Annotated in this window: 28 protein-coding genes, 1 tRNA gene and 2 pseudogenes; 30 read left to right on the top strand and 1 reads right to left on the bottom strand. The window is 32.8% G+C overall.

The features are described 5' to 3' along the window. Positions 1-181 precede the first annotated feature (181 nt). The 4 genes and pseudogenes from Q0W95_RS04130 to mobQ all read left to right on the top strand — a co-directional run. Positions 182-754, top strand: a complete 573-nt coding sequence (locus Q0W95_RS04130; protein ID WP_297790251.1) for a uracil-DNA glycosylase family protein — start codon at positions 182-184, stop codon at positions 752-754. Between the two features lie 67 nt (positions 755-821). Beyond that, complete coding sequence (locus tag Q0W95_RS04125) at positions 822-1,109, top strand: cupin domain-containing protein (RefSeq protein WP_297790250.1); 288 nt, start codon at positions 822-824, stop codon at positions 1,107-1,109. Between the two features lie 249 nt (positions 1,110-1,358). Further along, positions 1,359-1,481 carry a hypothetical protein gene (locus Q0W95_RS04120; RefSeq protein ID WP_297790249.1) on the top strand — a complete coding sequence of 41 codons (123 nt, stop codon included), beginning with the start codon at positions 1,359-1,361 and terminating at the stop codon, positions 1,479-1,481. 4 nt (positions 1,482-1,485) lie between these two features. Next, positions 1,486-1,926, top strand: a pseudogene (gene mobQ, locus Q0W95_RS04115) (MobQ family relaxase); the annotation flags it as partial. A gap of 853 nt (positions 1,927-2,779) precedes the next feature. Here mobQ and Q0W95_RS04110 read toward each other — a convergent pair. Then, positions 2,780-3,688 carry a YegS/Rv2252/BmrU family lipid kinase gene (locus tag Q0W95_RS04110; RefSeq protein ID WP_297790248.1) on the bottom strand — a complete coding sequence of 303 codons (909 nt, stop codon included), beginning with the start codon at positions 3,686-3,688 and terminating at the stop codon, positions 2,780-2,782. 147 nt (positions 3,689-3,835) lie between these two features. Between Q0W95_RS04110 and Q0W95_RS04105 the strand changes: the two genes are divergently transcribed. The 26 genes and pseudogenes from Q0W95_RS04105 to def all read left to right on the top strand — a co-directional run bounded on the left by Q0W95_RS04105 (position 3,836) and on the right by def (position 26,326). Further along, positions 3,836-4,534, top strand: coding sequence for an ABC transporter substrate-binding protein (locus tag Q0W95_RS04105; protein WP_297790247.1), 699 nt, complete (start codon positions 3,836-3,838; stop codon positions 4,532-4,534). Between the two features lie 70 nt (positions 4,535-4,604). Then, on the top strand, positions 4,605-4,895 hold the full coding sequence (locus tag Q0W95_RS04100; RefSeq protein WP_297790252.1) for an ABC transporter substrate-binding protein: 291 nt from the start codon (positions 4,605-4,607) through the stop codon (positions 4,893-4,895). Between the two features lie 118 nt (positions 4,896-5,013). After that, on the top strand, positions 5,014-5,844 hold the full coding sequence (locus tag Q0W95_RS04095; protein WP_297790246.1) for an iron chelate uptake ABC transporter family permease subunit: 831 nt from the start codon (positions 5,014-5,016) through the stop codon (positions 5,842-5,844). Then, a pseudogene (locus tag Q0W95_RS04090) lies at positions 5,844-6,832 on the top strand (iron chelate uptake ABC transporter family permease subunit). The gene Q0W95_RS04095 and the pseudogene Q0W95_RS04090 overlap by 1 nt, the downstream one beginning before the upstream one ends. Continuing rightward, complete coding sequence (locus Q0W95_RS04080) at positions 6,829-7,488, top strand: ATP-binding cassette domain-containing protein (protein WP_297790243.1); 660 nt, start codon at positions 6,829-6,831, stop codon at positions 7,486-7,488. The pseudogene Q0W95_RS04090 and the gene Q0W95_RS04080 overlap by 4 nt, the downstream one beginning before the upstream one ends. A gap of 187 nt (positions 7,489-7,675) precedes the next feature. Beyond that, entirely contained in the window at positions 7,676-9,133 is a 1,458-nt protein-coding gene (locus Q0W95_RS04075) for a CapA family protein (RefSeq protein WP_297790242.1), read from the top strand. Beyond that, positions 9,130-9,699: a phosphatase PAP2 family protein gene (locus tag Q0W95_RS04070; RefSeq protein ID WP_297790241.1), complete on the top strand. Its 570-nt coding sequence runs from the start codon at positions 9,130-9,132 to the stop codon at positions 9,697-9,699. The genes Q0W95_RS04075 and Q0W95_RS04070 overlap by 4 nt, the downstream gene beginning before the upstream one ends. Positions 9,700-9,721: 22 nt before the next feature. Beyond that, a tRNA-Leu gene (locus Q0W95_RS04065) sits at positions 9,722-9,808 on the top strand. A gap of 975 nt (positions 9,809-10,783) precedes the next feature. Next, a complete protein-coding gene (locus Q0W95_RS04060) occupies positions 10,784-12,172 on the top strand; it encodes an MATE family efflux transporter (RefSeq protein ID WP_297790240.1) in 1,389 nt (462 codons plus the stop codon). A gap of 75 nt (positions 12,173-12,247) precedes the next feature. Then, a complete protein-coding gene (gene pyrH, locus Q0W95_RS04055) occupies positions 12,248-12,964 on the top strand; it encodes a UMP kinase (RefSeq protein WP_297790239.1) in 717 nt (238 codons plus the stop codon). Continuing rightward, positions 12,964-13,524 carry a ribosome recycling factor gene (gene frr / locus Q0W95_RS04050; protein ID WP_297790238.1) on the top strand — a complete coding sequence of 187 codons (561 nt, stop codon included), beginning with the start codon at positions 12,964-12,966 and terminating at the stop codon, positions 13,522-13,524. The genes pyrH and frr overlap by 1 nt, the downstream gene beginning before the upstream one ends. 36 nt (positions 13,525-13,560) lie before the next feature. Beyond that, positions 13,561-14,619, top strand: a complete 1,059-nt coding sequence (locus tag Q0W95_RS04045) for a type II secretion system F family protein (protein ID WP_297790237.1) — start codon at positions 13,561-13,563, stop codon at positions 14,617-14,619. A gap of 9 nt (positions 14,620-14,628) precedes the next feature. Next, a complete protein-coding gene (locus tag Q0W95_RS04040; protein WP_297790236.1) occupies positions 14,629-14,967 on the top strand; it encodes a prepilin-type N-terminal cleavage/methylation domain-containing protein in 339 nt (112 codons plus the stop codon). Continuing rightward, positions 14,967-15,683, top strand: a complete 717-nt coding sequence (locus Q0W95_RS04035) for an A24 family peptidase (RefSeq protein WP_297790235.1) — start codon at positions 14,967-14,969, stop codon at positions 15,681-15,683. Before Q0W95_RS04040 ends, Q0W95_RS04035 begins: the two co-directional genes overlap by 1 nt. Then, positions 15,680-16,138 carry a Tfp pilus assembly protein FimT/FimU gene (locus Q0W95_RS04030; protein WP_297790234.1) on the top strand — a complete coding sequence of 153 codons (459 nt, stop codon included), beginning with the start codon at positions 15,680-15,682 and terminating at the stop codon, positions 16,136-16,138. Before Q0W95_RS04035 ends, Q0W95_RS04030 begins: the two co-directional genes overlap by 4 nt. Next, the gene (gene comGE / locus Q0W95_RS04025; protein WP_297790233.1) at positions 16,110-16,442 is read left to right on the top strand and encodes a competence type IV pilus minor pilin ComGE; all 333 of its coding nucleotides are present in this window, start codon (positions 16,110-16,112) and stop codon (positions 16,440-16,442) included. Before Q0W95_RS04030 ends, comGE begins: the two co-directional genes overlap by 29 nt. After that, positions 16,439-16,948, top strand: a complete 510-nt coding sequence (locus Q0W95_RS04020) for a prepilin-type N-terminal cleavage/methylation domain-containing protein (protein WP_297790232.1) — start codon at positions 16,439-16,441, stop codon at positions 16,946-16,948. Before comGE ends, Q0W95_RS04020 begins: the two co-directional genes overlap by 4 nt. Beyond that, a complete protein-coding gene (locus Q0W95_RS04015) occupies positions 16,945-17,760 on the top strand; it encodes a hypothetical protein (protein WP_297790231.1) in 816 nt (271 codons plus the stop codon). The genes Q0W95_RS04020 and Q0W95_RS04015 overlap by 4 nt, the downstream gene beginning before the upstream one ends. A gap of 64 nt (positions 17,761-17,824) precedes the next feature. Next, the gene (locus Q0W95_RS04010) at positions 17,825-19,018 is read left to right on the top strand and encodes an acetate kinase (RefSeq protein WP_297790230.1); all 1,194 of its coding nucleotides are present in this window, start codon (positions 17,825-17,827) and stop codon (positions 19,016-19,018) included. Positions 19,019-19,081: 63 nt separating this feature from the next. Further along, complete coding sequence (gene rpmF / locus Q0W95_RS04005; RefSeq protein WP_297790229.1) at positions 19,082-19,261, top strand: 50S ribosomal protein L32; 180 nt, start codon at positions 19,082-19,084, stop codon at positions 19,259-19,261. 50 nt (positions 19,262-19,311) lie between these two features. Further along, positions 19,312-20,286 carry a phosphate acyltransferase PlsX gene (plsX, locus tag Q0W95_RS04000; RefSeq protein ID WP_297790228.1) on the top strand — a complete coding sequence of 325 codons (975 nt, stop codon included), beginning with the start codon at positions 19,312-19,314 and terminating at the stop codon, positions 20,284-20,286. After that, entirely contained in the window at positions 20,283-20,507 is a 225-nt protein-coding gene (locus tag Q0W95_RS03995) for an acyl carrier protein (protein WP_297790227.1), read from the top strand. The genes plsX and Q0W95_RS03995 overlap by 4 nt, the downstream gene beginning before the upstream one ends. Then, positions 20,507-21,217: a ribonuclease III gene (gene rnc / locus Q0W95_RS03990; RefSeq protein ID WP_297790226.1), complete on the top strand. Its 711-nt coding sequence runs from the start codon at positions 20,507-20,509 to the stop codon at positions 21,215-21,217. The genes Q0W95_RS03995 and rnc overlap by 1 nt, the downstream gene beginning before the upstream one ends. A gap of 2 nt (positions 21,218-21,219) precedes the next feature. Beyond that, entirely contained in the window at positions 21,220-22,299 is a 1,080-nt protein-coding gene (locus Q0W95_RS03985; protein WP_297790225.1) for a radical SAM protein, read from the top strand. Between the two features lie 11 nt (positions 22,300-22,310). Next, positions 22,311-25,808, top strand: a complete 3,498-nt coding sequence (gene smc / locus Q0W95_RS03980; RefSeq protein ID WP_297790223.1) for a chromosome segregation protein SMC — start codon at positions 22,311-22,313, stop codon at positions 25,806-25,808. Between the two features lie 44 nt (positions 25,809-25,852). Then, on the top strand, positions 25,853-26,326 hold the full coding sequence (gene def / locus Q0W95_RS03975; protein ID WP_297790222.1) for a peptide deformylase: 474 nt from the start codon (positions 25,853-25,855) through the stop codon (positions 26,324-26,326). Positions 26,327-26,371: the final 45 nt, after the last annotated feature.

Genomic DNA, 26,371 nt, shown 5'->3' with positions numbered 1-26,371 from the left:
ATCTAACATCACAAGGAATGATAGTAGATTATGCAATTCATGATGAGAGTCAAGACAAAAATGGGTAATAATCTTATGTAGGTTGAAATTTTTACTAGGCTAAGAATAAATTTTTACGAAAATTGTTACTTGTCCCAAAGCTTGGTAAGGTTCTAATTCTTATGAAAGTGATGGCAAAATTATGAAAGAAAAACTCATTATTAAAAAATTAATAGAAGATCGCAGAAATGAAATCTACACAAATAGAGGAATTAACCCAACATTCCAGCTAAATCCAAAATCAAAAATTTTGATAATTGGGCAAGCTCCTGGGGAAAGGGTTGAAGAAACTGATATTTTATTTAATGATAAGAGTGGGGAAAATCTTGTCAAATGGTTGGGTATATCGGAAGACGTCCTCCATAGTGAAGATTTTTCTATAATTCCAATGGATTTTTATTATCCTGGAAAGGGAAAATCAGGCGACAAGGCTCCTAGATCTTTTATTGCAAAAGAATACCATCCACTATTATTAAATGAATTGAAGGATATAAAGTTAACCATTTTGATAGGAGCCTATGCTCAAAAGTTTTATTTGAAGGATAAATTTAAGAAAAATTTAACTGAAACAGTAAAATCTTACAAAGAATTTTTGCCAGAATATTTCCCAATAGCCCACCCAAGTCCTTTAAACAACAGGTGGATAGCAAAAAATCCTTTTTTTAGAGAGGATGTCTTGCCTGAGTTAAAGAAAATTGTAAAAAAGCTGAGATAAATTGTGTTTGTAAAAATTTATTGTATACCATTTTTTTATGACAATGGTCATCAAGAAGGAGAAAAATATGAAAAAAATAAGTGCGAATATTTTAGACGGCAAATTTGAGCATTTGTTGGATGAGGATAATTTACAAATAACCCATCTACAAATCAAAAAGGGCGAAGAAATACCAAGTCACAAGTCAGATAAAAGTGTAGTAGTTGTAATTTATAAGGGCAAGGTAGATTTTAAGGGAGAGAATGGAAACAAGATAATAATCCCAGGTGATATAATCACAATGGATCCTAATGAAATCCATGCTCTTAAGGCTCTTGAGGATAGCGATTTGATGGTTATAAAAGTAAGAATTTAAGACTATATTTAGCTAAGATAGGCAGGTGGTTATTTTATCAACCTGCCTTTAATTTTTATATATTTAAGCAAAATTTGGGGCATCATATATGAAAAAAGACTTAGTTTTATTGAAATTACAGAGGTTTTATGTTTTATAAGGATAATTATCTTATTTTAGAAAGATATCGTGCTTGAAGATTATTTTATGGAGGTGTCAGATGGTATTATTGTTGGATTTTTCAAAAATGAACCTGGAGTTAATTAATATTTGGGGAAGATTGTTGCTAATGGTCTTTTTGGTACCCATATCCATGGTTACGATGGCAAGTATTTTGTTCACACTTACAACAGAATGAGCGTTCTCCACATAAAACAACAAGAAAGGAAGTGATAAAATGGCAGACAATTTTCATTTTTCAGTAAACATAATATCAAGAGGAAAAGGCAAAAGTGCAGTAGCAAGTGCAGCATATATAAGTGGAGAAAAAATAAAAAATGAATGGGACGGAGTAACCCATGACTATACCAAAAAACAAGGAGTAATTAGCAAAGAAATATTTTTACCAGATCACGCACCAAAAGAATATAAAGACCGAAAAACCTTGTGGAACTCGGTAGAACTATTTGAGAAAAACTCTAATGCCCAACTTGCAAGAAACTTTATCATATCCCTACCAAAAGAGTTAAGCATAGAAGAAAATAAAAAGATGATAGAAGAATATGTTCAAAACAATTTTGTAAAAGAGGGAATGATAGTAGACCTAGCAATTCATGATGAAAGTAGAGAGGGAAATCAAAACATTCATGCTCATATAATTACCATAGTAAGACAAATAATGAAGATGGAACATACAAAAGTTAAAAAAGCAGCTCCAAAAACATCTAAAGAAAATAACCCACACTATTTCAAATCAGTAGCAGAAGCTATAGCTGCTTATCCAGATTCTAAACCAATGTATGAAAATGGAAAATATATAGTATTCTCTGACAAAGCACCACTTATCGGTTATGAATTTAACTCAGTTCAAGAAGCAGCTGATGTATTCCCTAACCTTACTGTTGAAGCTAAAAATGGTAAATACTATGTTTATACATCACAAGCTCCACTTCTAAAATACACATTTGATACTCAAGCTGAAGCTTTTGAAGCTTTTGAAAACATCAAACCAATGTATGAAAACGGAAAATACGTAATCTACACTCAAGAAGCTCCAAAGGTTAAATATGAATTTGCTACAGCTGAAGAAGCTCTTAAAGCATTCCCAGGTTCAACTGTAGAAGCTAAAGATGGTAAATACTATGTTTATACAACTATGGATCCAGTTGAAGGAACTGTTGCTAAAAAAGTTGTTGGTAACCCAACACCACTAAAGAGAATTAGCTCTCACTCAGGTGAAGTTATTTCTGATAATACAGCTAAAGAGAACAAAAAATCTTCAGCAAATGAAGGTTCTGCTAAGGCTAAAGCACCTGCAAAAGCAAATAAAAATGTTAAAACAGGTGTAGCTGGACTTACAGGTGTAGTTGCAACTCTTGCAGCAGCATCAGCAGCTCTATTCAAATCAAAAAGAAGATAATTGATTGATAAGTAAATATAAAAACGAGGGTAATTCCCTCGTTTTTTAGTATGTTCTAAAAACAAACAGCTTCAGAGGACTTATCCAAGAAGCTATTAGTTTAAAAACAGATTTAATTTCGATTAAAATAAATCCAATTTATCGATTTTTTAAGAACATCAAATTTTATTGTATCTGTTTTAAATATTTCTCCATCCATATTTGCTAGAAACACATGTGGGGAGGTTATGGTACCTTCTATAGCCTTATATTCGTTCAAATAAGGACTTTTTTGGTGGTTACCATTCTTGTATTTGATTATCATACTTGGTAGTTTGTAGAAGGGGATTTTGCTTGCGGTAATCAAATTGATATGCCCATCATTAATCCTTGCTAGGGGAGCAGGGTTAAAACCAGATCCGTAATAAGAGCCATTACACAAGGCACTTATAAGGTATTCTCCTTTAATAATGATTGAGTTACCACACAAGTCTTTTAGGTTGATTTCGAGAGTTTCATAGCTAATATTTTTTAGAGAGTTAAGAACTGCTTGAATGTAGGCTCTTTTTCCAAAATCGGGATATTTTTCTAAAATTCTGTAAGCTTCTTCCAAAACATGTGTATCAAAGCCAAGGCTTGTTACATTTATACAAATTTTATTATTTATTTTAAGTAAATCTATAGGTCTTGTGTAGAAATCAAAGGCATCTTCCACATGGAAATCCCTGTAGTCGAAATTTTTAGAAAAATCATTGCCAGTTCCAGTTGGAATTAGCCCGATGGATATATTTTGGTCGTAGCAAGCATTTACAAGTTCATGAAGGGAGCCATCACCACCACAAATAATTACATACTTATCTGAGTAATTTTCCTTTGAAAATTCGTCTATAAGGTCTTCTATGTGACCCTTATATTCTGTTTCTTTAACGTCTATTTCATAATCTAAGTCTTTTTTTAGATATGCTTTTAATATATCATCTTTCTTGATTTCAAGTTCAGTTTTTCCAGCTTTTGAGCTTATTATAAATAATACTTTTTTCATATTTTCACCACTATAACTATACTAAAAGTATTTATTATTTAAAGCTATATTTAATTTATAAATATTTCAAAAATACAACAAATTATCCTTGACTTTATATAAACCTTATGAAATATAAAGATTATCACTATCGTTAAAGGAGGAGATATGAACAAAAACAAATTATTGCAGACTATGATGATAGCATCCCTAGTGTTAACAGGATGTGGAAATTCTGGAAAAGATGCACCTAAGGCTGATGAAAATAAGGAAGTTAGCCAAGCTCAAGATGTTTCCAAAGAAGAAGTTAAGGAAGATGAGGCGGAACAAAGCTCTAGCACTGTGAAGATTAAGAATATCCATGGCGAGGTTGAAGTAGCTAGAAATCCTAAGAAAGTAGTTGCTCTCGACAATAGAACTTTTGAGACTTTGAGTGATTTTGGAGTTAAACTTGTTGCTGCACCTAAGGATGTTATGGCAAAAACATCTGCTTATGTTGGGGATGATTCTGTAGAAAATATTGGTAACCATAGAGAACCAAACTTAGAATTATTAGCTGCCGCAGATCCAGATCTTGTAATTGTTGGACAAATATTTGCTAAATACTACGAGCAAATCAAAGAACTTCTTCTAAATTCAACTGTTGTTGATTTTTCTTATGATGTTAGCGAAAAGAGTGAACATCCTGGAGATAATTTAATAAATGGCTTCAAGGAGTCAACTCTAGCTCCGGGAGAAATTTTTGAAAAACAAGATAAGGCAAAAGACCTGGTTGATAAACTTGATAATTCAATCAAAGAAGCAAAAGAAGCCTATAAGGGTCAAAGTGTGATGAGTCTTGTTGTTTCTGGAGGAGATGTAGGCTAATTCAGATCCTAAATCTGGTAGGGTTTGGGGGTCGCTTTACGAGGTTCTTGGACTTAAACCATCTCTTGAGATTGATAATACTTCATCAGATCATAAGGGAGATGATATTTCTGTTGAAGCAATCGCTGAATCAAATCCTCATTATATTTTAGTTTTAGATAGGGATCAAGCTAAAAGTGATTCTAAAACTTCAACTCCAGCTAAGGATGTAATTAACAACTCACCTGCCCTTCAAAACCTTGATGTTGTAAAGAATAATAGAATTTATTACGCACCAGATGATACTTATACTAATGAATCTATTCAAACATTTACTAAAATATTCGAAGGTCTAAAGGATTTATTCCAAAGTGAAAAGTAATAAGCTCGTATTCTTAGAAAAAAAATTTATTGTAGCTAGTATGATAGTCTTTCTACTAGCTATAATTTCCATTATGACTGGGGCATATAGTATTATGTCCTAAGAGGATGGACTTAAAATGATTTTTATAACGAGGATACCGAGAACGATTGCTCTTATGCTAACTGGTCTAGCCCTTTCTATATCGGGACTAGTAATGCAGTTGATAACGCAAAATAGAATGGTAGAGCCTACTACTACTGGCACGATTGAGTGGGCTTCTTTGGGTTTGATTATAGTCTATATTTTAATCCCTTCTCCAACAATGGTGGAGAGAATGCTTGGAGCTATAATATTTTCCTTTATTGGATCAATGATATTTTTTCTAATTCTAAGGATAATAAAGTTAAAATCCTCCCTATATGTGCCGATTTTAGGGATTATGATGGCTGGAGTTGTAAGTGCTTTTACAACTTTTATTTCCTTAGAGTTTAATATGATGCAAGCTCTTGAAATATGGTTTCAGGGTTATTTTGCAGGGGTTCAAAAAGGTAGATATGAATTTCTTTTTTTCATAGTTATAATTTCTATAGCAATATTTTTTTATGCTGATAGGTTAACCATGGCGGGCCTGGGTGAGGAATTTGCTACTAATATTGGACTTAATTATAAGAAAATTATACTAATAGATAATTTCCTTGTTTCAATAGCTGTTGGAATTGTAGATGCTGTTATTGGCAAGGTTCCCTTTCTTGGATTGCTTGTACCAAATCTAGTAAGCCTTGCTAAGGGAGACAATTTGAGGGGAAATTTGCCGCAGACAGGACTGATATCTATGGGTGCTATCCTAATAGCAGATATTGTATCAAGAACGATAATTGCTCCCTTTGAGGTACCTGTGTCATTAATATTAGGAAGTCTTGGGTCTGTGTTTTTTATTGGGCTTTTGCTTAGAACTAGGAGGGTTTGATGAATTTGGATAATTCTTTTAGAAGTAAAAGAGAGAGAAAGGCCTATTACGGACTATGCTTAGTTTTATTAATCCTAGCCTATGGACTTCTTGTTTATAATAATCCTGTACCAATAAGTTCTCCATCATTTTTGCCAGTAATTAAGATAAGGCAAAACGCTCTTATAGCAATGGCTATGGCCTCTGTTTGTCAAGCTTTAGCTACAGTAATATTTCAAACTATTACTTCAAATAAGATTATAACCCCATCGCTTTTAGGGTTTGAAGCTATTTATGCAACAATTAACACAAGTGTTATGTATTTTCTTGGAGTAAGTGTATTTTTGGCTTTGGGAAATGTGTATTTTTACTTGGGGCAAATTCTCATAATGGTTCTCGTTTGCTTGCTTCTTTTTTATGGAATATTAAATATGAAAAATTCTAGCATAGATTTAGTTCTTTTGGTAGGAGTAGTTATGGGTCAAGGACTTAGGTCTGTTTCTGCTTTCATGCGTAGAATACTTTCACCATCAGAGTTTGATGTTCTTCAATCTAGTTTGTTTGCCTCTGTAAACAATGCTAAGGCTGATTATTTTTGGATTTCGCTTGCTATTATTGGAATAATAGTTCTCATAATATTTGCTAATACAAGTAAGTTAAATGTTTTGGCTTTAGGAAAAGATGTGGGAGAGAATCTAGGCCTTAATTACAAGAGGGAGAGCATAAAGTATCTAGTTTGTGTATCAATATTAATGTCAATATCAACTGCTCTTGTGGGATCTATGACTTTTTTGGATTTTTGGTAGCAACTTTAAGTTATCAATTAGTCAAAACCTACGACCATAAGTACTTATTAATTGTAGCAATTTTATTAGCATATTTGATACTTACAGCATCATATTTTGTTATGAACCATATTTTCCATACTAATGCAGTTGTATCAATATTGATAGAAATGATAGGAGGAATTAGTTTCTTGATGCTTATTTTCAAGAACAGAGATTTATGATAAGATTAAAAAATATAGTAAAAAAATATTCGACAGAAACAGAAATCGGATTTCTTAATTTTTCTATAGAAAATAAGGGGATTAACTCAATAATTGGACCTAACGGAGCAGGTAAGTCAACAACCTTACTTATGATAGGTAGGCTCTTGGGAATTGATGAGGGAGAGATTTTTGTGGGAGATTATGATGTCAGTAAGACTGACGGAGAGACCCTATCTAAGGTGATTTCTACCCTTAGACAAGAAAATAACTTCATGGCAAGACTTACAGTAAGGCAGTTGATTTCCTTTGGAAGATTTCCATATACTAAGGGAAGACTTACTATAAACGACCATAGGATTATTGAAAAATATATAGATTTTTTGGAGCTTAACGGTCTTGAAAATAGGTATCTAAATGAGCTTTCTGGTAGTCAAAGGCAAAGAGCCTATGTAGCTATGGTTCTTGCCCAAGAAACAGAGTATGTTCTTCTGGATGAGCCTTTGAATAACCTTGATGTAGCAAGGTCTGTAAGTATGATGAAGCACTTAAGAAATGTATGTGATAAACTAGGTAGAACTATAATTCTTGTGATTCACGATATAAATTTTGCAGCCAAGTATTCCGATAAAATTTTTGCAATGAAAAATGGGCAATTGGTAAAGCTGGAACAGTAGATGAAATGATGGATGCACAAATCCTATCAAGTATATTTGAAACTGAAATAGAAATAGTAGAAACATCCTCTGGGAAAGTCGCTGTTTATAACTAATCCACGAAAAGTGGATTTTTTGTTGCCTATAAAGTGGAAGCTAAATATGTAATTTCTTTTAAAATATGATAGAATAGAAAGAAGGAGTTCTTATGAAATTTAAAAGATTCACTTTGATAACCATGCTAATACTTGCAATAATACTAACAGGGTGTACTAGCAAGGATAAAAATATAGATAAAAAGCCAAAAACAATAGAAGATTTAATGAATAATCTTGATAATATTTCCACAAAAACCACTAACGAAAAAGTGCCTAATGATGGTCAAAAACCAAAGGAAGATAGGTCTTATGCACTTGATAGGTGGAAGAAGTCCTTGGCCAAGGAAGAAAAATCAGAAGAAAAGAAGAGAGCACTAGGAGAGCAGAGAACTAAAGCAGAAGAAAAAATTGAAGAAATTAAAAAACAAAAGGAAAAGAAATTAGCCAAAGAAGAGAAAAAAGTAGCAGATAAATCTAGTAAAAAACAAATAGAAAAAAAAGAAAAGGAAGATGAGGGTGAGTACTCAAAAGTTAGAGTCAAATTCTTTGGAGATACAATGGCTCACTATGACCAAGTTCAATATGCCTACAATTATGGGGGAGGAGTTTACGATTTTTCCAATCAATTTACTTATATTTCAGATTATGTAAAAGATAGCGACCTGTCAATAACAAATTATGAAACTACAACAAACCCAAATAGGGCATACGCAGGATATCCTGCTTTCAATACTCCAGGTGAGTATCTTAAAGCAATCAAAAATGCTGGATTTAATGTCGTAACAACAGCCAACAATCATACCCTAGACACAGATGAGGAGGGAGTATTTACTACAATAGACGCTATAAAAGAAGCTGGTCTTGACTTCGTAGGAACCCATAAAACTGATGATGAAAAAATTCTCTACAAGGAAATTAATGGAATTAAAATTGCAATTCTATCCTACACATACGGTTGTAATGGTAAGGTAGACTTGCTAACACCAAGAGAAGAAGTAGGATCCGTTAACTATCTTCACGATGATTTGATAGAAAAAGATATTAAAGAAGCCAAGAAAAATGGAGCAGACTTTGTTATCGTTTATCCTCACTGGGGAATTGAGTATGAAACATATCCAGTCAAGGAAGTAGTTGAAAAAGCTCATAAAATGGTCGATTGGGGTGCTGACCTAGTAATAGGTAACCATCCGCATGTTGTACAACCTGTAGAAAAATACACAACAAAATCTGGAAGAGATGGTCTAATTGCTTATGCCCTAGGAAACTTTGTATCTATGCAATCTTTTGAATCATTTGGAGATGCAAGGGTAGAGCAAAGTTTGAGTATAGAATTAAACCTTGAAAAAGACAAAAAAAATGGAAATAAAAAGATTGGTGAAATAAAATATCATCCCCTATGGATAGCTAGTAACTATGACGAATATGGGGTTAGTGTTAAGACTTATAAGTGTGAAGACTTCCTAGAAGGTGGTTCAAAATACAAGGAAGTTAATGAAAACCAGAGGGCAAGGATAAAACAAGCCTATGATATGACCATGGAAACTGTGAATTTAAAGGTGGAACAATGAATTACTTACAGGGTTTAGAAATAAATATATTAAATGCTATCCAAACTTTGAGAACACCTCAGCTTGATGATGCTATGATAACTGTTACCTCACTTGGCAATGGAGCTATATTTTGGATAAGTTTATTGGTGGTATTTTTTACCAGCAAGGCCTACAAAAAAATAGCTGAAATTATTACAATATCCTTTATTTTAAACATCATAGTAGTAAATATCCTATTAAAAATATCTGTAGGAAGAGTAAGACCCTATGAGGCGGTAGGATTTACAAATTTACTCATAGGTCATTTGTCAGATAACTCATTTCCGTCTGGTCATACATCCTATGCATTTTCCTTTGTAACAGCTTTGATAATCCTAGGAAAATCTAAGCTTTTATCTTGGTATATGGGAGTAATCGCAATACTCATTGCATTTTCAAGACTTTACCTATATGTTCACTATCCAAGTGATGTTTTAGTAGGTGGAATTATAGGAATAATTCTAACAAAACTTGCTATAAAGATTTACCAATCAAATGTTTATAATAAATTTAAGAGAAATATAATTTACAAAGCAAAAAAATGATGGTATAATAAAAAGGTATTAGGCCGATGTGTTGGAATTGGCAGACGAGACAGACTCAAACTCTGTTGTCCACCAGGGCGTGTGGGTTCGAGTCCCACCATCGGCACCAAATACCGTTAAAGCATTGAATTTTCAATGCTTTATTTTTTTATTTATGCACAGATTATACTTATTTTTAAATTAACAATCTTTTACAAGTGGATATTTTCCAATGATTTAGCTAAAAGTTATTATATATACATAATTCTCTACTGGCTTTTTTTGCTAGATAAATTTCTTTTAGTGCTGACTTTAATTTTTGACTAAGGAAGAGATTAAAAGAATTTCATATTTATAGTTTTGTTATCATTTTCTTTGCTAATATAGCTTTAAAACTGATAGGATTAAGTTAATCTCCTAAAGGCTTGCATTGTATTCCTAAACCTCTATATAAGCTTTTAAAAATATTATTACTTGGTTAATATATTTATACGATGTAGGAGAGTATAATAAAGCTAATGCTTGGCAGGTTGGTTATGTATGTTTTTATCTACGCTTTATTTTGCTAATATTTTTCTTGGTCTTACTTATGGGGTTATAATATTTCGAATTTTCTAGTATTTATTTTATTAGAAATCACCTTGTCAGTTTTGTACCAATATAAATACTCGTCCCGACTGTTGGAACTCCATTGAACGTTGTTAATCTTCATCTTCTATCAATTCATGATTAAGAATTTCCATTCCACAGATTTTGTGTTTTTCCCATTGCTCTTCTAATTAATTAATGTTGGTTTCACTATAAAAAGGGTCTGCCGACAATTCAAAAGGTATTTTATATCCACGACCTATTTTTTTTATTTCGTCATCTACTCTTATGTTAATTTGTGCCATATATACCACCTCTTTGTTTTTATTGTATCATAACTATATTAAAAGTTTAGGGTGTAGTTTATAATATAATTATATAATTAAATCTATTTATAATTTAATAAGACAGATATAGGGATTATATATTTTAAAATATCCAATTTATTCTTAATGGATACTTTAATTAATTTATTTCTGTGATAAAATCATATGAGAAGTATATAGAGGGGAGTTTTATGAAGAAAGATCGTAGGGAATTAATTCTATATGGAAATATTTACCAAGCTATAGCGATAATATCGATACCTATAATTTTGAATAACTTCATCCAGCAACTTTATTCGCTGGCGGATGCTTTTTGGCTTGGAAAGCTAGGTACAGCAGAATTTGCTGCAACATCTTTTACTTGGCCAGTTGTCTTTTTGTTTAATTCTATTGGGATGGGTCTATCAATTGCAGCTATTTCTTTGATTTCTCAATTATTGGGAAGAGATGATAGGGAAAATGCTCAAAAATATACTGATACTTTGATTAATATTTCCTTAATTTTTTCTATTATTTTTACTGGAGTAGGATTTTTTACAGCAGATTTTATTGTAGGAATGATGGGGGCTAGTGGAAAATTGTATGAATTTTCTGTTATTTATCTTAGATATTCTTACTTGGGAACTCCCTTTATTTTTTTGTATTTTATTTATTCAGCGGTATTTAATGCTCAAGGCAAAAATACAATACCAACTATAATAAGCACGACTTGTGTAATTATGAATATGATTTTAAATCCTTTTTTTATCTTTGATAAAATTCCTATTTTAGCTTTGAGGGGTCTTGGTATGGGAGTTAAGGGGGCAGCACTTGCTACAGTTTTAACTCAAGCTTTGATGTGTCTTGTAGGGTTCATTCATTTAAGAATCAATAAGGATGCCATAAGGTTAAATTTAAGGTCTTTTATTTATATTAGATGGGAGAGAAGTGTTGTAAGGAGAATTTATAGGATTGCAACTCCATCTGTTATTGGACAGATGGGGGCTGCTCTTGGATTTATAATTTTAAATTCTTTCATCCAATCTTACGGTACTGATACAGTTGCTGCTTATGGAATGGTAAATAGGATTAGTGGACTTTTAAATATTCCTCCAGGAGGGATTGGGTCTGCGATTACAAGTATTATTGGACAAAATATTGGTAATAGAAATATAGATAGGGTTAAGGAAACATTTTTCAAGGCATCTATCATAGTCGTAATTATGTCAATTATCATTGCTATAATAAGCTTTTTTAAGATTAATGAAATCTTAGGATTTTTTATAGATGCACCAATAGAGTCAAAGCTAATGATTCAGGCAAATTCCTATATGAAGTACACACTTCTTACTCTTGTTATGTTAAATATGTTTTTTATCTATCAAGGGCTTTTTCAAGGTTCTGGGAATAGCAAGTACTCGATGTTTATTGATGTAGTAAGACTTTGGGGAATTAGAATTCCACTCCTATTTTTGTTTAAGTATATGACTGACTTTGGGGTTACTGGAATCTGGCTTGCTATGTCCATATCCAATGTTTTAGTAACAATTATCGCTCAATTTATATACAAGGAAGGCAATTGGAAGAGTGGTTCTTTCTAGGGATTTATTATGGCAAGTTACTCTTGCAAACTTTATCATCAATAGGTTATAATTAATATAAGTAGGAGGATTATTTTGCAAGATTACAAAAGAGTTATACTCAAACTAAGTGGGGAAGCCCTAGCTGGGGATAAAGGCTTTGGCTTTGATGATGATATTATTATAAATATTTGCGAAAATATTAAAGCTATTTATGAGATGGGAGTTGAGATTGCCATAGTTGTTGGCGGTGGAAACTTCTGGAGAGGAAGATCAGGTAAGGAGATTGATAGGGCAAGCTCTGATACTATTGGTATGCTTGGGACTATCATGAATGGATTGAGGGTTCAAGGAACCCTAGAGCAGATGGGTCTTGATACTAGACTTATGACTGCAATAGATATGAAAGAAGTTGCAGAACCTTACATCAGAAGAAGAGCCATAAGACATTTGGAGAAGGGGAGAATAGTTATATTTTCAGCTGGAACAGGACTCCCATATTTTTCAACAGATACGACTGCGAGCCTTCGTGCCCTAGAAATTGATGCGGATGTAATTCTTCTAGGAAAAACTGGTACTGATGGAATTTATGACAAGGATCCTAATGTCTACCACGACGCAGTTAAGTTTGACAAGTTGACCTACAAAGAAATTCTTCATAAAGAATTAAAGATTATGGATACAACTGCTACATCATTGTGTATGGATAACAATATGCCACTTTTTGTATTTGGTATTGATGATCCTAGCAATCTAGTAAGAATATTTAAAGAAGAAAGTCCAGTTGGGACTATAGTAAAGGAGAGTTTTTAATGATTTATGAACAAATAAAAAAACAAGCACAAGACGAGATGACCAAGGCTGTTAATAGCTTTGAAAATAGAATAGCTAATATAAAGGCTGGCCGTGCGACAGAAGCTGTTCTTGATGGAATTACTTTCTCATATTATGGAACAGAAACCCCAATCAATCAAGCTGCAACAGTTTCTATCCCAGAGGCAAGGCTTCTTATGATTAAGCCTTGGGATAAGTCAAATATTGGACCAATTGAAAAGGCGATTCTAAAGTCAAATATTGGTATAACTCCACAAAATGATGGCGAAGTAATTAGACTTCCATTCCCACAACTTACTGAGGAAAGAAGAAGAGAATATACTAAAGAAGTAGATAAGTACGCTGAAGATGCAAAGATTATAATAAGAAATAAAAGAAGAGAAGCTATGGATGAAGTTAAGAAGAGTGAAAAATCTGGAGATGTAACAGAAGATGATAGATACACTCTTGAAGAAGAAATCCAAAAGATTACAGATAAGCAAATCAAAGAAGTAGAAGATCTCGCTAGTAAGAAAAACAAAGAATTGATGTCAGTATAATTGAATATGCTTAGTTTTGAAAGGATAAGGAGCTTTATGACTAGGGATATATTTCCTACTAGGATTTCTAGTAGGATAACCTCCCTGTTCTTGAAGCAACTATCCTTACTTTTAAATTCTGGAATAAGTCTTGATAGGAGTCTTGAAATTATTAAGGAGCAAAATATAGATAAGCACTTGACTACAAGTATTACTAGAATTTTGAGGAATCTTGATGAAGGAAAGTCTTCATATGAGGCTTTTTACATGGAAAAAGACCACTTCAATCCAATGCTGATTTCGTTTATAAAGTCAGGAGATGAGAGTGGGAAATTAAGTCAAGTTCTGGATGAATTTTCGGAATTTATGTTTACTACAAGTAAAAATAAGGAAAAAATCAGACAAGCCTTTATTTACCCGATAATTTTGTTGATCGTAACAATTGTGGTTGTAGGGCTCATAGTTTCTTTAGTTATGCCGACCTTTATTGAAACTTTCAGGGAGTCCAACATGACTTTGCCGATTTATACTAAGATATTAATTGGAATAAGCGAGTTTTTCTCAAGATATTGGTCCCTAGTTTTAGCCCTAATTATAACTTTTTTTGTAGTTATGGGGATTTTTTATAGGAAGAAGGATTATAGGCTTAGTATTGATAGGTCATTATTCAATAGACTTCCCCTAAAGAGATTTAGGATGCTTAATGTGGAGTATAAGTTAACTTCGCTTTTGTATATACTAAGAAGTGGAGATATTGATATAATAAAGAGCATTGATATAATTTCGGATGCTTACACAAACACTTACATCCAAAAGAAGTTTTACTACATAAAAAAAGACCTTATGGATGGGTTGAGTCTAATGGAAGCCTTCAAAAATTCTGGTATTTTTTCAAGTTTACTTATTTCTATGTTAGAAGTTGGTGAAGCAAGTAGCAGGCTAGAAGAATCTCTAAAACAGGCGGCTGAATATTATTCTAATGAATATATATTCAAGCTAAAGAAATTTTCGAGGCTGGCAGAGCCAGTTCTTATCCTTATCATGGCTTTTGTTGTCGGATTTGTGGTCTTTTCTGTTACAATACCGATGTTTGATTCTGTAAATAATTTATACTAAGGAGTTTTTATGACTAAGAAGAAAAAAGGTTTTACCCTAATAGAACTCATAATAGTAATTGCAATAATTTCAATCCTAGCTGCGATTGCTATTCCTAAATACAACACCTCAAAGGTAGCCGCTGCGCAAGCAGCTGATAATGCTAATAGACAAATACTAACTTCGGCAGCCCAGATGGCTATAGCAGATGGGAAATCGGACTTCTCATGGAAAGGCAAAAACGAATATGTAGAAAAATGGCCTGAGGTTCCTAAGGGACTTGAAGAATCTAAAAAATTTAAAAATCCAGTTTATCAAGTTAGTTATAAAGAAAATAAATTAGATGTTGATATAGTAAATGAGGATTAATGACCTATATAGTGATTTTTCACCTAGGTGCAATCTTCGGATCTTATCTAAGCCTTGTGATTGCAAGAACTATAAGGGGTGAGTCGACTATTGTGCCTAGAAGTCATTGCGAAATGTGTGGGAAAGAGCTTGGAGTCTTTGAGCTTATTCCAATCTTTTCCTATATTTTTCAAAAAGGTAGATGCAAAAATTGTGGAGCAAGAATTGGTGGGGAGTCTTTACTTATAGAAATTATTTGTGGACTATTAGCTCTTCTTTTTTTGCGAGAGGGGATTTTTCTTCAAAACATTTTGCTACTTTCATCGATTTTTCTTGGATTCGTAATAGGGATAATAGACTGGAAGACTATGGACATTTACCAAAATCACCTTGTGATTTTGCTGGGGCTTGGACTTATTTATAGGTATCTCTACATAGGATTTACCAAGGAAGTCCTAATACACATCCTAGTGTTTTCCTTATTATATTTTCTAATTTACAAAATATCAGGGAAAAATATAGGCGATGGGGACTATTATTTTTATATTTGCCTAGCCTTATTTGTAAAAGATAGTGATTTTATCTTATTCGTCCTTGGTTCTATCTGGATAGGTGCTATAGCGGGTGTAGTTATTCTCATAAAATCGAGAATGAAAGATAGGCATATGCCCTTTGCCATCTTTGTTTTTATATCCTATCTTCTAGTAATGGTTATGAATATGGGGGGTTGCCTATGAAAAAGAAGGGATTTACTTTAATAGAATTGCTCCTTGTAATTGCTATAATTACTATCCTGTCAACCTTTGGTCTAGTTAAATTTAACCTTATAGTCAAAATAAAGGCTAAGAATGAGGCTAAAATCTTGGCGAATGATATCTACTATGCCAAAGAGAAGGCTATGGCCTCTGGCAATGAAGTAACTATGACTTTTACTGAGAATGCTTATGAAATAAATCAAAAAGAAGGACTAAAAGTTACTAGGATGGAGAAGAAGTCAGTAGAACTAAAGTATCTTAGAAAAATTAACGATAGCAAGGATGTAGTAACCTTACTTCCATCTGGTGCTGTAATAAATGCCCAAACTTTGCAATTTACATCTAAAGACTTACTTGAAGACGGATATTCCATTTATTTTTCCGTAGGAGTCGCAGGAGGTTATAGTAATGTCAAAATTGATAAGACCAAATATTAATAAAAGACAAGGCTTTACCCTTATAGAATGCCTCATTGCCCTAGCGTTTTTGTCAATAATTGTAGTTAGCCTTCTGCCATCCCTTAACAAGATTTCTAGTTTTGACTACAAAAACAAACAGGACACTAAACTCGTCTATGCTTTGGAAGAAGCTATTGAAAGAGGTAAAGATATGGAAGTTGGGCCACCACAGAAAATTAATATAAATGGATACCTAATAAATCTTGATATTAGTAATTATGATTATGGGATGAAATTGATAAGGGCAAGTTACGGTAGTTTTCACTTGGACTTAGTAAGATGAAAAAGAAAGGCTTTACTCTAATAGAATTGATAGTTTGTTTGGCTATTGTCAGCATCTTGGTCTTAGCTGTAGGAAGTGTTTTGTCAATCAACCTAAATATCCTCAACTATTCCTATTCAGCAGAGAAGGAATATAAACAAGCAAATACTGCTATCCTTTATGTGAGTGATAAGATAAGAAGGGCACAAAAGATAGAGGAAATAGCAGGGGAAGACAATTTGAATTTCATCCTTTATGTGGATGGCTATAAATTATCTAGTGGTAGGTCGGAAATTAGGTTCAGCTTAGAAGATAGAATAACCGAAGATAAGGGATACAAGGTTTTGTATGCCTATATAGATAGCGAAAAAACTAGAGATAATAGAGAAGGTAAAGTAAGGATTGCTATACTAAAAGATATTTATATCCACTATGATAAGGCTAGACAGACTATGGATATTCAGATAAATAATTCATCAGAAAAATCAAGAATTAAGACTTATATTAAGCTTGAGGATAGGTTATGAAAAAAGGATTTATAAGTATTTTTATTCTTCTAGTTCTGTTATGCCTTACCGTAAGCATTGCCTTTATCAGTAGACAGTCAAATAACAATCTAGAAATCAATGAAAGCATATATGACAAGAAACAAGCTATCTACAAGGCTGAATCTATTTTAAATATATTTTTAAAGGCTAACGAGGATGATTTGTCTGCTTTTATTAAAGAAGATTTTGCTAATAATCCAGCAAAGAATATGAAAAATTCAGTAGATATAAACAAGAAAACCTTCAAAATTTCATATGCGGAGGATGAAAACAATTATGTCAAGGTATTTAGGATGGCTGAATTTTATGATATTGACGGAAAAAGTGATTTTCTGAGGATATATAGGATTGAAAATACAAGTGTCGTAGCTAGTTCAATGGCAGAAGCTAGAGCCTATGTTAAGGCGGAATTAAATCCTTTATTAAAGGATGCAAACCCTATATTAAAAGATACAAATCCTATATCCTATGATAAGAACAAAGATTTTATAAATAAGTTACAAGTAAAGGATGAAAAAACTTTTGATGAAAAAACAAGAGTTGATATAAATATTCATGGAGCATATATAAATGATGGAGACTTAAAGCTTACTAAAGACCTGAATTTTAAAGGAATTCTCATTGTTAAGGGGAAAATTGATGTAAACAATAAAAAATTAAAGGTAGCTGGTTTGCTGGCATCAAATGAGATTGAAAATGGAAGTATTGACTATATAAATGATGTTAAAGTTATCAGAAATAATTTGGAAAATGTTTATACTTTACAAATAATTAGTAAACAAGCTTACTAAATCTTGCTATATGGCAAACTATGGTATAATAAATGAAGAGAAAACGAAAATCAATGGAGGAAACATGAAAATTCTAGTAATAAATTGTGGTAGTTCATCACTTAAATATCAATTATTCAACATGGATAATGAAGAAGTTATGGTAAAGGGTCTTGTAGAAAGAATTGGTATTGATGGTTCAAGACTAATCCAAGAAAAGGGTGATGACAAATATACCGTTGAAGAGGATATGAAAGATCATACTGAAGCAGTTGGACATGTATTTGATGCCCTAGTCGATAGAGAAAATGGAGTTATCAAGAGTCTTTCAGAGATAGATGCAGTTGGTCATAGGTTCGTTCATGGTGGAGAAAAAATAACAAAATCATCTCTAATAGATGAAGAAGTTAGGGAAGCTATTGAAGAATACACAAAATTTGCTCCACTTCACAATCCAGCCAACCTTATGGGACTTGAAGCTTGTGAAAAGTTGCTTGCAGGAGTTCCAAATGTTGCAGTATTTGATACAGCCTTCCACCAAACTATGCCAGAAAAAACTTTCCTATATGGTATAGACTACAAATACTATGAAGAGGATGCGATTAGAAAATATGGTTTCCATGGAACAAGCCACAATTTCATTACAAACAAAACAGCCGAAATTCTAGGCAAAGATGTTAAGGACTTAAACATCATTTCTTGCCACTTGGGTAATGGTTCATCAATAACAGCAGTTAAGAATGGTAAATCTTATGATACATCTATGGGACTAACTCCACTTGAAGGTCTTATCATGGGAACAAGGTCAGGAGATATAGACCCAGCTGCAATTACTTACATCATGCAACACAAAAATATTTCAGCTAATGATATGGAAAATATTTTAAATAAAGAATCAGGAGTTCTTGGTGTTTCTGGAGTAAGTTCAGACTTTAGAGATCTTGAAGCTGCTGCTAAAGAAGGCAATAAGAGAGCCCAATACGCTCTTGATATGTTTATCACAAGAACAAAAAGATATATAGCTGGATACATGGCAGAAATCGGAAGTGCAGATGCTATCGTATTTACTGGTGGTATTGGAGAAAACTCCATTGATATGAGAAAAGAAATCATGGATGGCTTCCAACAATTTGGAATTGAAATTGATGAAGAAAAGAACAAGGTTCGTGGTGGAGCTCACATAGTATCTAAGGATGATTCTAAAGTTAAGATTATGGTTGTAGCTACAAACGAAGAGTTGATGATAGCAAGGGATACAAAATCAATCGTTGAAGCTTGACAAAAAGTTTAGCTGATTATATAATATAAAAGATTGCTAAACTGATAAGAGGAGGTGTCAAAGATGGCAGTACCAAAGAGAAGAACATCAAAAACAAGAAAAAATAAAAGAAGAGCCTCAGCTTATACTTTGAACAGATCAAACTATGTTGAGTGTCCAAATTGTCATGAGCCAAAACTTCCACACAGAGTTTGCCCAAACTGTGGTGAGTATAAAGGCGAAGCAATTCTTGATGTAGAGTAAAGATAGTGTTATGCACTATCTTTTTTTTATAATATTTTAAAGAGGATATAATGAAGATACTTATTGATACATATGGAGCAGATAAGGGTGAAAAAGTCCTAGTCGAAGGGGCAATAGCTTGTAAGAAAATAAGAGATTTCACTCCTGTTTTTGTTGGTAATAAAGAAAAAATTGAAGAATTAATAGCAGGTAGAATCACAGATTACGAGATTATTCATACAGATACCTTTATTTCTAATGACGATGATCCAGCTAGGTCTATTAGAAGAAAAAAAGATGCATCTATTGTTCTTGCCTATGAAAAATGTAAGGAAGAAGGATATGATGGTATTTTATCAGCAGGCTCTACAGGTGCCCTGCTTGCTGGAGGGCTTTTTATAGCAAAAAGAATTGACGGTATTGCTAGGGCGTGTATAGCAACCAGTCTTCCAACTCTTGGAGAGACAACTCTTCTAATGGATACAGGAGCTAATATGGACTGTAAGCCTGAATATTTGGAAGAATTTGGATTAATGGGTAAAGTATATTTAGAAAATGTTCTTGGTATAAATAATCCTAAGATTGCTCTCTTAAATGTGGGAGTTGAAGAGCATAAAGGTAACAAGTTGAGTAAGGAAACCTACGCTTTATTAAAGGAAACTAAGCTTAATTTTATCGGAAATATCGAAGCTCGAGATATTTTTACTGGCAAGGTCAATGTGATTTTGGCAGACGGCTTTGATGGAAATATTGCTATTAAAACCGCAGAAGGAATCCTAAAACTTATGGCAGGTCAGCTTAAAGAAGTATTTTATCAGTCTTTTACAAACAAGCTTGCAGCAGGAATTCTTAAAAAGGACTTAAAAACTATGTTTAACAAGTTTTCAGCAGATGAAGTTGGGGGTGCTCCACTATTGGGGGTCAAATCCTACGCTTTCAAAGCTCATGGAAATGCTAATGAGCTTGCTATTTGCAATGCTTTATTAGGACTTATGGATTATATAGATAAGAAAGTAATAGAAAAAATTGAAGGAGAATTGAATTGATTAGAGAAAGATTAAAAGAATTAGCGGTAGAAAATCTAGACATCAATCCTGATGAGATAGACCTAGATGGTAAAATTTCAGACTTAGATATTGATTCTATTGATTTGGTTGACTTTATTATGGTTATTGAAGACGAATTTGACATTGAGTTTTCTGATGAAGAGCTTGATGAAATCGAGACTCTTTCAGATATTGTTAGTTTGATTGAGAGCAAAAATTAATGGCTATTTCTGAAAATAGATTAAGAAAAATAGAAGAATTCGAGAAAAAAATTGGCTACACTTTCAAGAATAAAGAGTTGATAGATGTAGCCTTTACTCATTCCTCTTATACGAACGAGGTTAGGGGTAATAAGATGAGCAACGAAAGATTAGAATTTCTTGGAGATTCTATTCTTGATATGATTGTAAGCGAAATTTTGTTCAAACACTACCACAACAAACCTGAAGGTTGGCTTACTAAAACAAGGTCAAGGCTTGTATGTACTTCTTCATTTGCCAAGGCTTGTGAAAAATTTGATATGTCCCACTACCTTAATTTTGGCAAGGGTGAAAAGGAACATGGAGGACAATTAAAAAAGCACGTCAAGGCAGATACTTTTGAGGCAGTTTGTGCGGCAATTTATTTGGATAGTTCCTATAGTAACTTGTTTGATTTTTTAATGACTAACTACAAGGAAGAAGCTCTTGTAATTATTAATGACGATAGGATATTTAACGATTACAAGACTAAATTGCAAGAATATCACAATTCAAAGGATAAGAAAATATTGAAGTATGTGCTTGTAAAAGAAGAAGGACCAGAGCATGAAAAGACCTTTACTATGGCGGTTAAGATTGGAAATAAGGTTCTTGCAACTGGGGTTGGAAAAAATAAAAAGCAAGCTGAACAAGATGCAGCAAAAGCTGCCTATGAAAATATAAAACGCTAACCATGGCCAAGAAAGAATATATAATACCTATCTTCATTCCGTTTTTGGGATGTCCTCATGATTGCGCCTTTTGCAATCAAGTTAAGATAACTAACTACAAGGACAAACTTGATGAGGGAAAGATTGTAGGTGAAATTGAGAAAAATCTTTCCTATTATCCAGACAAAAAAGCTACAGAACTAGCATTTTTTGGAGGTTCTTTTACGGGTCTTGACACTGATACAATGGTTGGCTATCTTGAAATTGCTAGATCCTATAAGGAGAAGGGAATTATTGATAGAATCAGACTTTCTACCAGACCTGATTATATAAATAATTCTATTCTTGATATTTTAAAATCCTATAAGGTCGATATTATTGAGCTTGGCATCCAATCTCTTGACCAAGAAATCCTAGATGCCAATGAGAGAGGCCATAGTTGTGAAGATTCTTATAAGGCTAGTGAACTTATCAAAAAGAGGGGCTTTATTCTTGGTCATCAAATCATGCCTGGTCTTTTCAAAGATAGTCGTAAAAAGTCAATTAAAACTGCAATCAAGTCGGCTAATATGAAGCCAGACCTTGTTAGAATTTATCCTACCCTTGTTATCAAGGACACTAAGCTTGAAAGTTTGTATAAACTTGGAATTTTTAAGCCCCTTAGCCTTGATGAAGCAGTTGAGGTGAGTGCACAAATTTATATGATTTATAGGGCTATGGATATAAATGTAATAAGGATTGGGCTACAAACTACAGACAATATCAATGATAAGGAAGATGTTGTGGCAGGCCCCTTTCATCCAGCTACAAGGCAACTTGTGGAATCTTTTATATATAGAGCATATTTGGAAGAACTTATTAAAAGCGAGAAAATTAGTGGCGACTTCACCATTCATACAGACGGAAGAAGCATATCTATAATAGCTGGCAATAAAAAAGCTAATAAAAAATATTTGTATGAAAAATATGGACTTAGGATGAATTTTGTTGATGATAAGACAAATAAGATTATTTTTGAAGACAAACAAGTTGATATGGATGTTGATAGCTTTATCATTGACTATGTAAAGAAAAATTACGGTGGTGAGTTAATATTAGATTAGAAAGTATTGAATTGAAAGGATTTAAGTCCTTTGCTAATAAAACGAAAATTGAATTTGACGATAGAATTACTGCTGTGGTTGGTCCTAATGGTTCAGGAAAAAGTAATATTTCTGATGCCATAAGATGGGTTCTGGGTGAACAATCTGCCAAGTCTCTTCGTGGGGCGAAGATGAATGATGTGATTTTTCAAGGTGGAGAAAATTCTAAGTCCCTAAACCTAGCTGAAGTAAACTTGAATTTTTCCAATGAAGATAAGACTCTAGATCTTTCTTATGACAAGGTTAAGATTTCTAGGAGAATCTATAGAGATGGAGAAAATGATTACAGGATTAACGGTAAAAAAGTTAGGCTTAAAGATGTAAGGGAGCTCTTTCTTGATACAGGAGTCGGTAAAGAAGGATATTCTATAATATCACAGGGTAGGATAGAGCAGATTATTTCATCATCCGCCAAGGATAGGAGGACTATCTTTGAGGAAGCAAGTGGGATATCTAAGCATAAATTTAGAAGAGATGAGGCAAGCAAGAAACTTGAAAAAGTTTCAGAAGACCTTGAAATAATCAATAGAGACTGGGAATTTAAGAAAAAAGACCTAAAATTATTAGAAAATTATGCAAAAAATATAGAAACTTATCAGAAACTAACAGAAGACCTTGATGAAAAATCCTATATTTATATGACCACAAAGTCAGATACTCTTTTAAATGATAGGAAGCTTATTTCTGACAAAATAAAAATTATTGAAGAGGACCTTTTAAATAGTGAACAAGAGTTAAAGAATATTAGGGAAAAACTTAAACCCTACCAAGATAACTATTCAAGAGTCGAAGATGAAATAAACCTAAGTAAGGAAAATATCACAAGATACGAGAAGTCTATTGAAAAAGCAGAAAACGGATTAATCCTATCTAAGCAAGACTTATCCTATAAGCAAAAGGATATAGATAGGATAGTTGAAAATATTAAGACTAATAGAGATAAGAAAAAAGGTTTAGAAATTGATTTAGCATCTAATAAAGAGAAGCTTAGTCAGATAATATCTAAATTAAAAGAAATAGAAGAAAAAATACAAATCAATTCCTTAATCTTAAAGGAAGATGAAGAAGCGGGCCTAAAATTAAAGGAAGATAGAACAAGTAAAGACCTTGCTCTAGTGAAAATCTCAGAAGAAATTTACCAATATGAAATTGACAAGAAGTCTAAGGAGATTATTGATAGGAAAAACGCAGAAGAAGAAGAACTTAGAATTCAAAGACTTGAAGATATTTCCAAGGATATAAAGGTTCTTGAAGAAGAAAAAACTAATCTCTTAGGTAAAATTAAAGACCAAGAAACAAAGATAGAAAAATTTGAAATAGACCTTAGAAAAAATTCGGAAAATTTGGCTAAGGATAAAGAAACTCTCGAAAATCTTATAAATGAAAACAATGAGAACAATTTAAAATTAAAGACAAGTATTTCTGAATTCAAATTACAAAAGGAGAATTTGGATAAAAATAGGGGATATTTTTATTCAATTCAAGACTTTTTGAACAAGACCAAGGAAGTTGGCAAGAATCAACTATATCTCGATTCCTTAGCTAATTTAATCAGGGTTAGGGAAGGCTATGAAGATGTTATAGATAACCTCATTGGATCAGGACTTCAGAATATTGTTACTAGGTCTAAGAAAGATACAAGGGAATTGATAAACTTTGTAAATGCAAATAAGCTTGGAAGAATTACTTTCTTGCCAATCGATTCAATAACTTCTTTTAGAAAAGAAAGACCAAATCACCCTGAAGTAGTAGCTATGGCCTATGACTTGGTAGATGCATCAAGTAACCTTAACCATATCATTGACCATTTCCTAGGCTCTACTGTAGTAGTAAAAAATATAGACGATGCAGTAAAACTTTCTGATAAGATTAAAGGATATAGGATAATAACCATGAACCTCGATATAATTAATAACTGGGGGTCTATGGTTGCAGGAAATGACAAGAATAGGAAGAAGAATACTAACCTATTAAATAGAACCAAAAAGCTTGATGAACTGAAGGGAAAAATTCTAAAGCTTAGAAATAGAAAAGATGAGCTTAATCAATCCTACACAAGTTTATTAGATAAAATTAAGGGTTTGGAAGAAAAACTTACTGATGATAGAGCTAAGCTAACCTCAGATGTAGACAATTATAGGTCAGATAAGAATAAACTTGATGGACTTGAAATAAGGCTTGAAAATTACCTAACAAGAAAAAAGGAACTTGAGGATAAGGGAAAAAACTACTTTGAAGAAGAAAAAATATTTGATATAGAAACCCTCAAGGAAAAAAGAGAAGAATTAAACAAAGACTTAGCGGAGATGAATGGAAAGCTTAAAGATATTGAAGAAGAAATCAAGGCTATGTCAAATGAAAATATTAGACTACAGAGTCTTTCTGAAATTACAAAAAGAGATAAAAATCTTACAATTAACGAAATAACAAGTATAGAAAATAACTTGAAAGACCTAGAAAACTCCGGAAGACTTGAAAATAAATTACAGGCAGAGCTTGATTCATCGATAGATAAAATTAGAAGTCAAGACCAAAAACTTAGGCAGACAATAGAATTTTCTAAGAAAAATTTGGGGCTAGAAAAAGAAAAACTTATAGAAAAACAAAAGCTAAAAGAAAAGATGTTAAGTGAAAATACGTCTATGATTAGTAAAGAAAAAACCTTGGATGATAAAATCAAGGACTTAAATATCAAGAAAGTTAAACTTGACTATAGCATTTCTTCGATAAGTGATAAGTATGAAGCTATCCTAGATGAAATTAAATCCTATATTAGTAGACCTATTGAAGAATTGAAAGTTGCTTTTGGTGAAAAAGAGCCTTATAAGGTTAGCAAAGCTAATCTTATTGAGCTTCAAAGAAAGATAAATGCCGTTGGATATTTTGAAGAAGATTCCCTAGAAAAATATAAAACTTCAAAAGAAGAGTTTGACTTTTTAGATAAACAGCTCAAAGATTTGATAAATTCAAAGGCAGATATTGAAAAGATGATTGAAAAACTCGAAATAGATATGAAAACTGAGTTTATCAAAAATTTTGAGCTAATCAACGGTAAATTTACTAGAATCTTTAAGACTCTCTTCATAGGAGGAGATGCTAAGCTGATTTTAGACAGTGAAGATAGCTTGAATGCTGGAATAGAAATTCAAGCAAGACCTCCAGGAAAATCCTTAAAGTCTATTTCACTTTTGTCGGGTGGGGAAAAATCTCTAACAGCAGTTGCTCTACTTTTTGCGATATTTGAAACAAATCCAGCTCCTTTTGCCATCCTTGATGAAATAGATGCGGCTCTTGATGAAACTAATATCAAAAGATATATAGAATACCTTAAAGGTTTATCAGACAAGACCCAATTTATAATGATAACTCATAGGCAAACAACTATGCAGCTAGCAGAAAGAATCCACGGTGTAACAATTGGAGATGATGGTATAAGCAAGATATACTCCATTGATTTTGGAGAAAATTGAAAATGACCTAGCAAAAAGTACAATAGAATTGGTAAGGAGGAAGTATGGCAATTAGAAATATAAGAAAAGAAGGGGATCCTTTATTAAGGAAAATTTCCAAAAAGGTCCCAGAAGTAACAGATAGAATAAGAATTTTGCTAGACGACATGGCAGATACAATGTATCAAGCTGATGGCGTTGGACTTGCTGCTCCTCAAGTTGGAATCTTAAAAAGAGTAATAGTGGTAGATCCACATGATGATACAACAGGCTTGGTCAAGCTTGTAAATCCTGAAATAATTGAAGCTGATGGTGAACAAATTGGTATAGAGGGTTGTCTTTCGATACCAAATTTTAATGCTACAGTTAAAAGAGCAGAGCATGTCAAAGTTAAATATCTTGATGAAGAAGGTGTGGAAAAGATATGGGATGCCCATGGATTTCCAGCTGTAATTTTATCTCATGAGATTGATCACCTAGATGGAATCTTATTTAGAGATAAGTCTATTGAAGAGGTTAAATACGAAACAAATGATTAATATATGTTTTATGGGCAATCCAAAGTTTGCGGTGCAGACTTTGGA

Source organism: uncultured Anaerococcus sp. (assembly GCF_947253225.1).
Classification (GTDB): domain Bacteria; phylum Bacillota; class Clostridia; order Tissierellales; family Peptoniphilaceae; genus Anaerococcus.
This window is presented reverse-complemented; position numbering and strand designations above follow the sequence as displayed.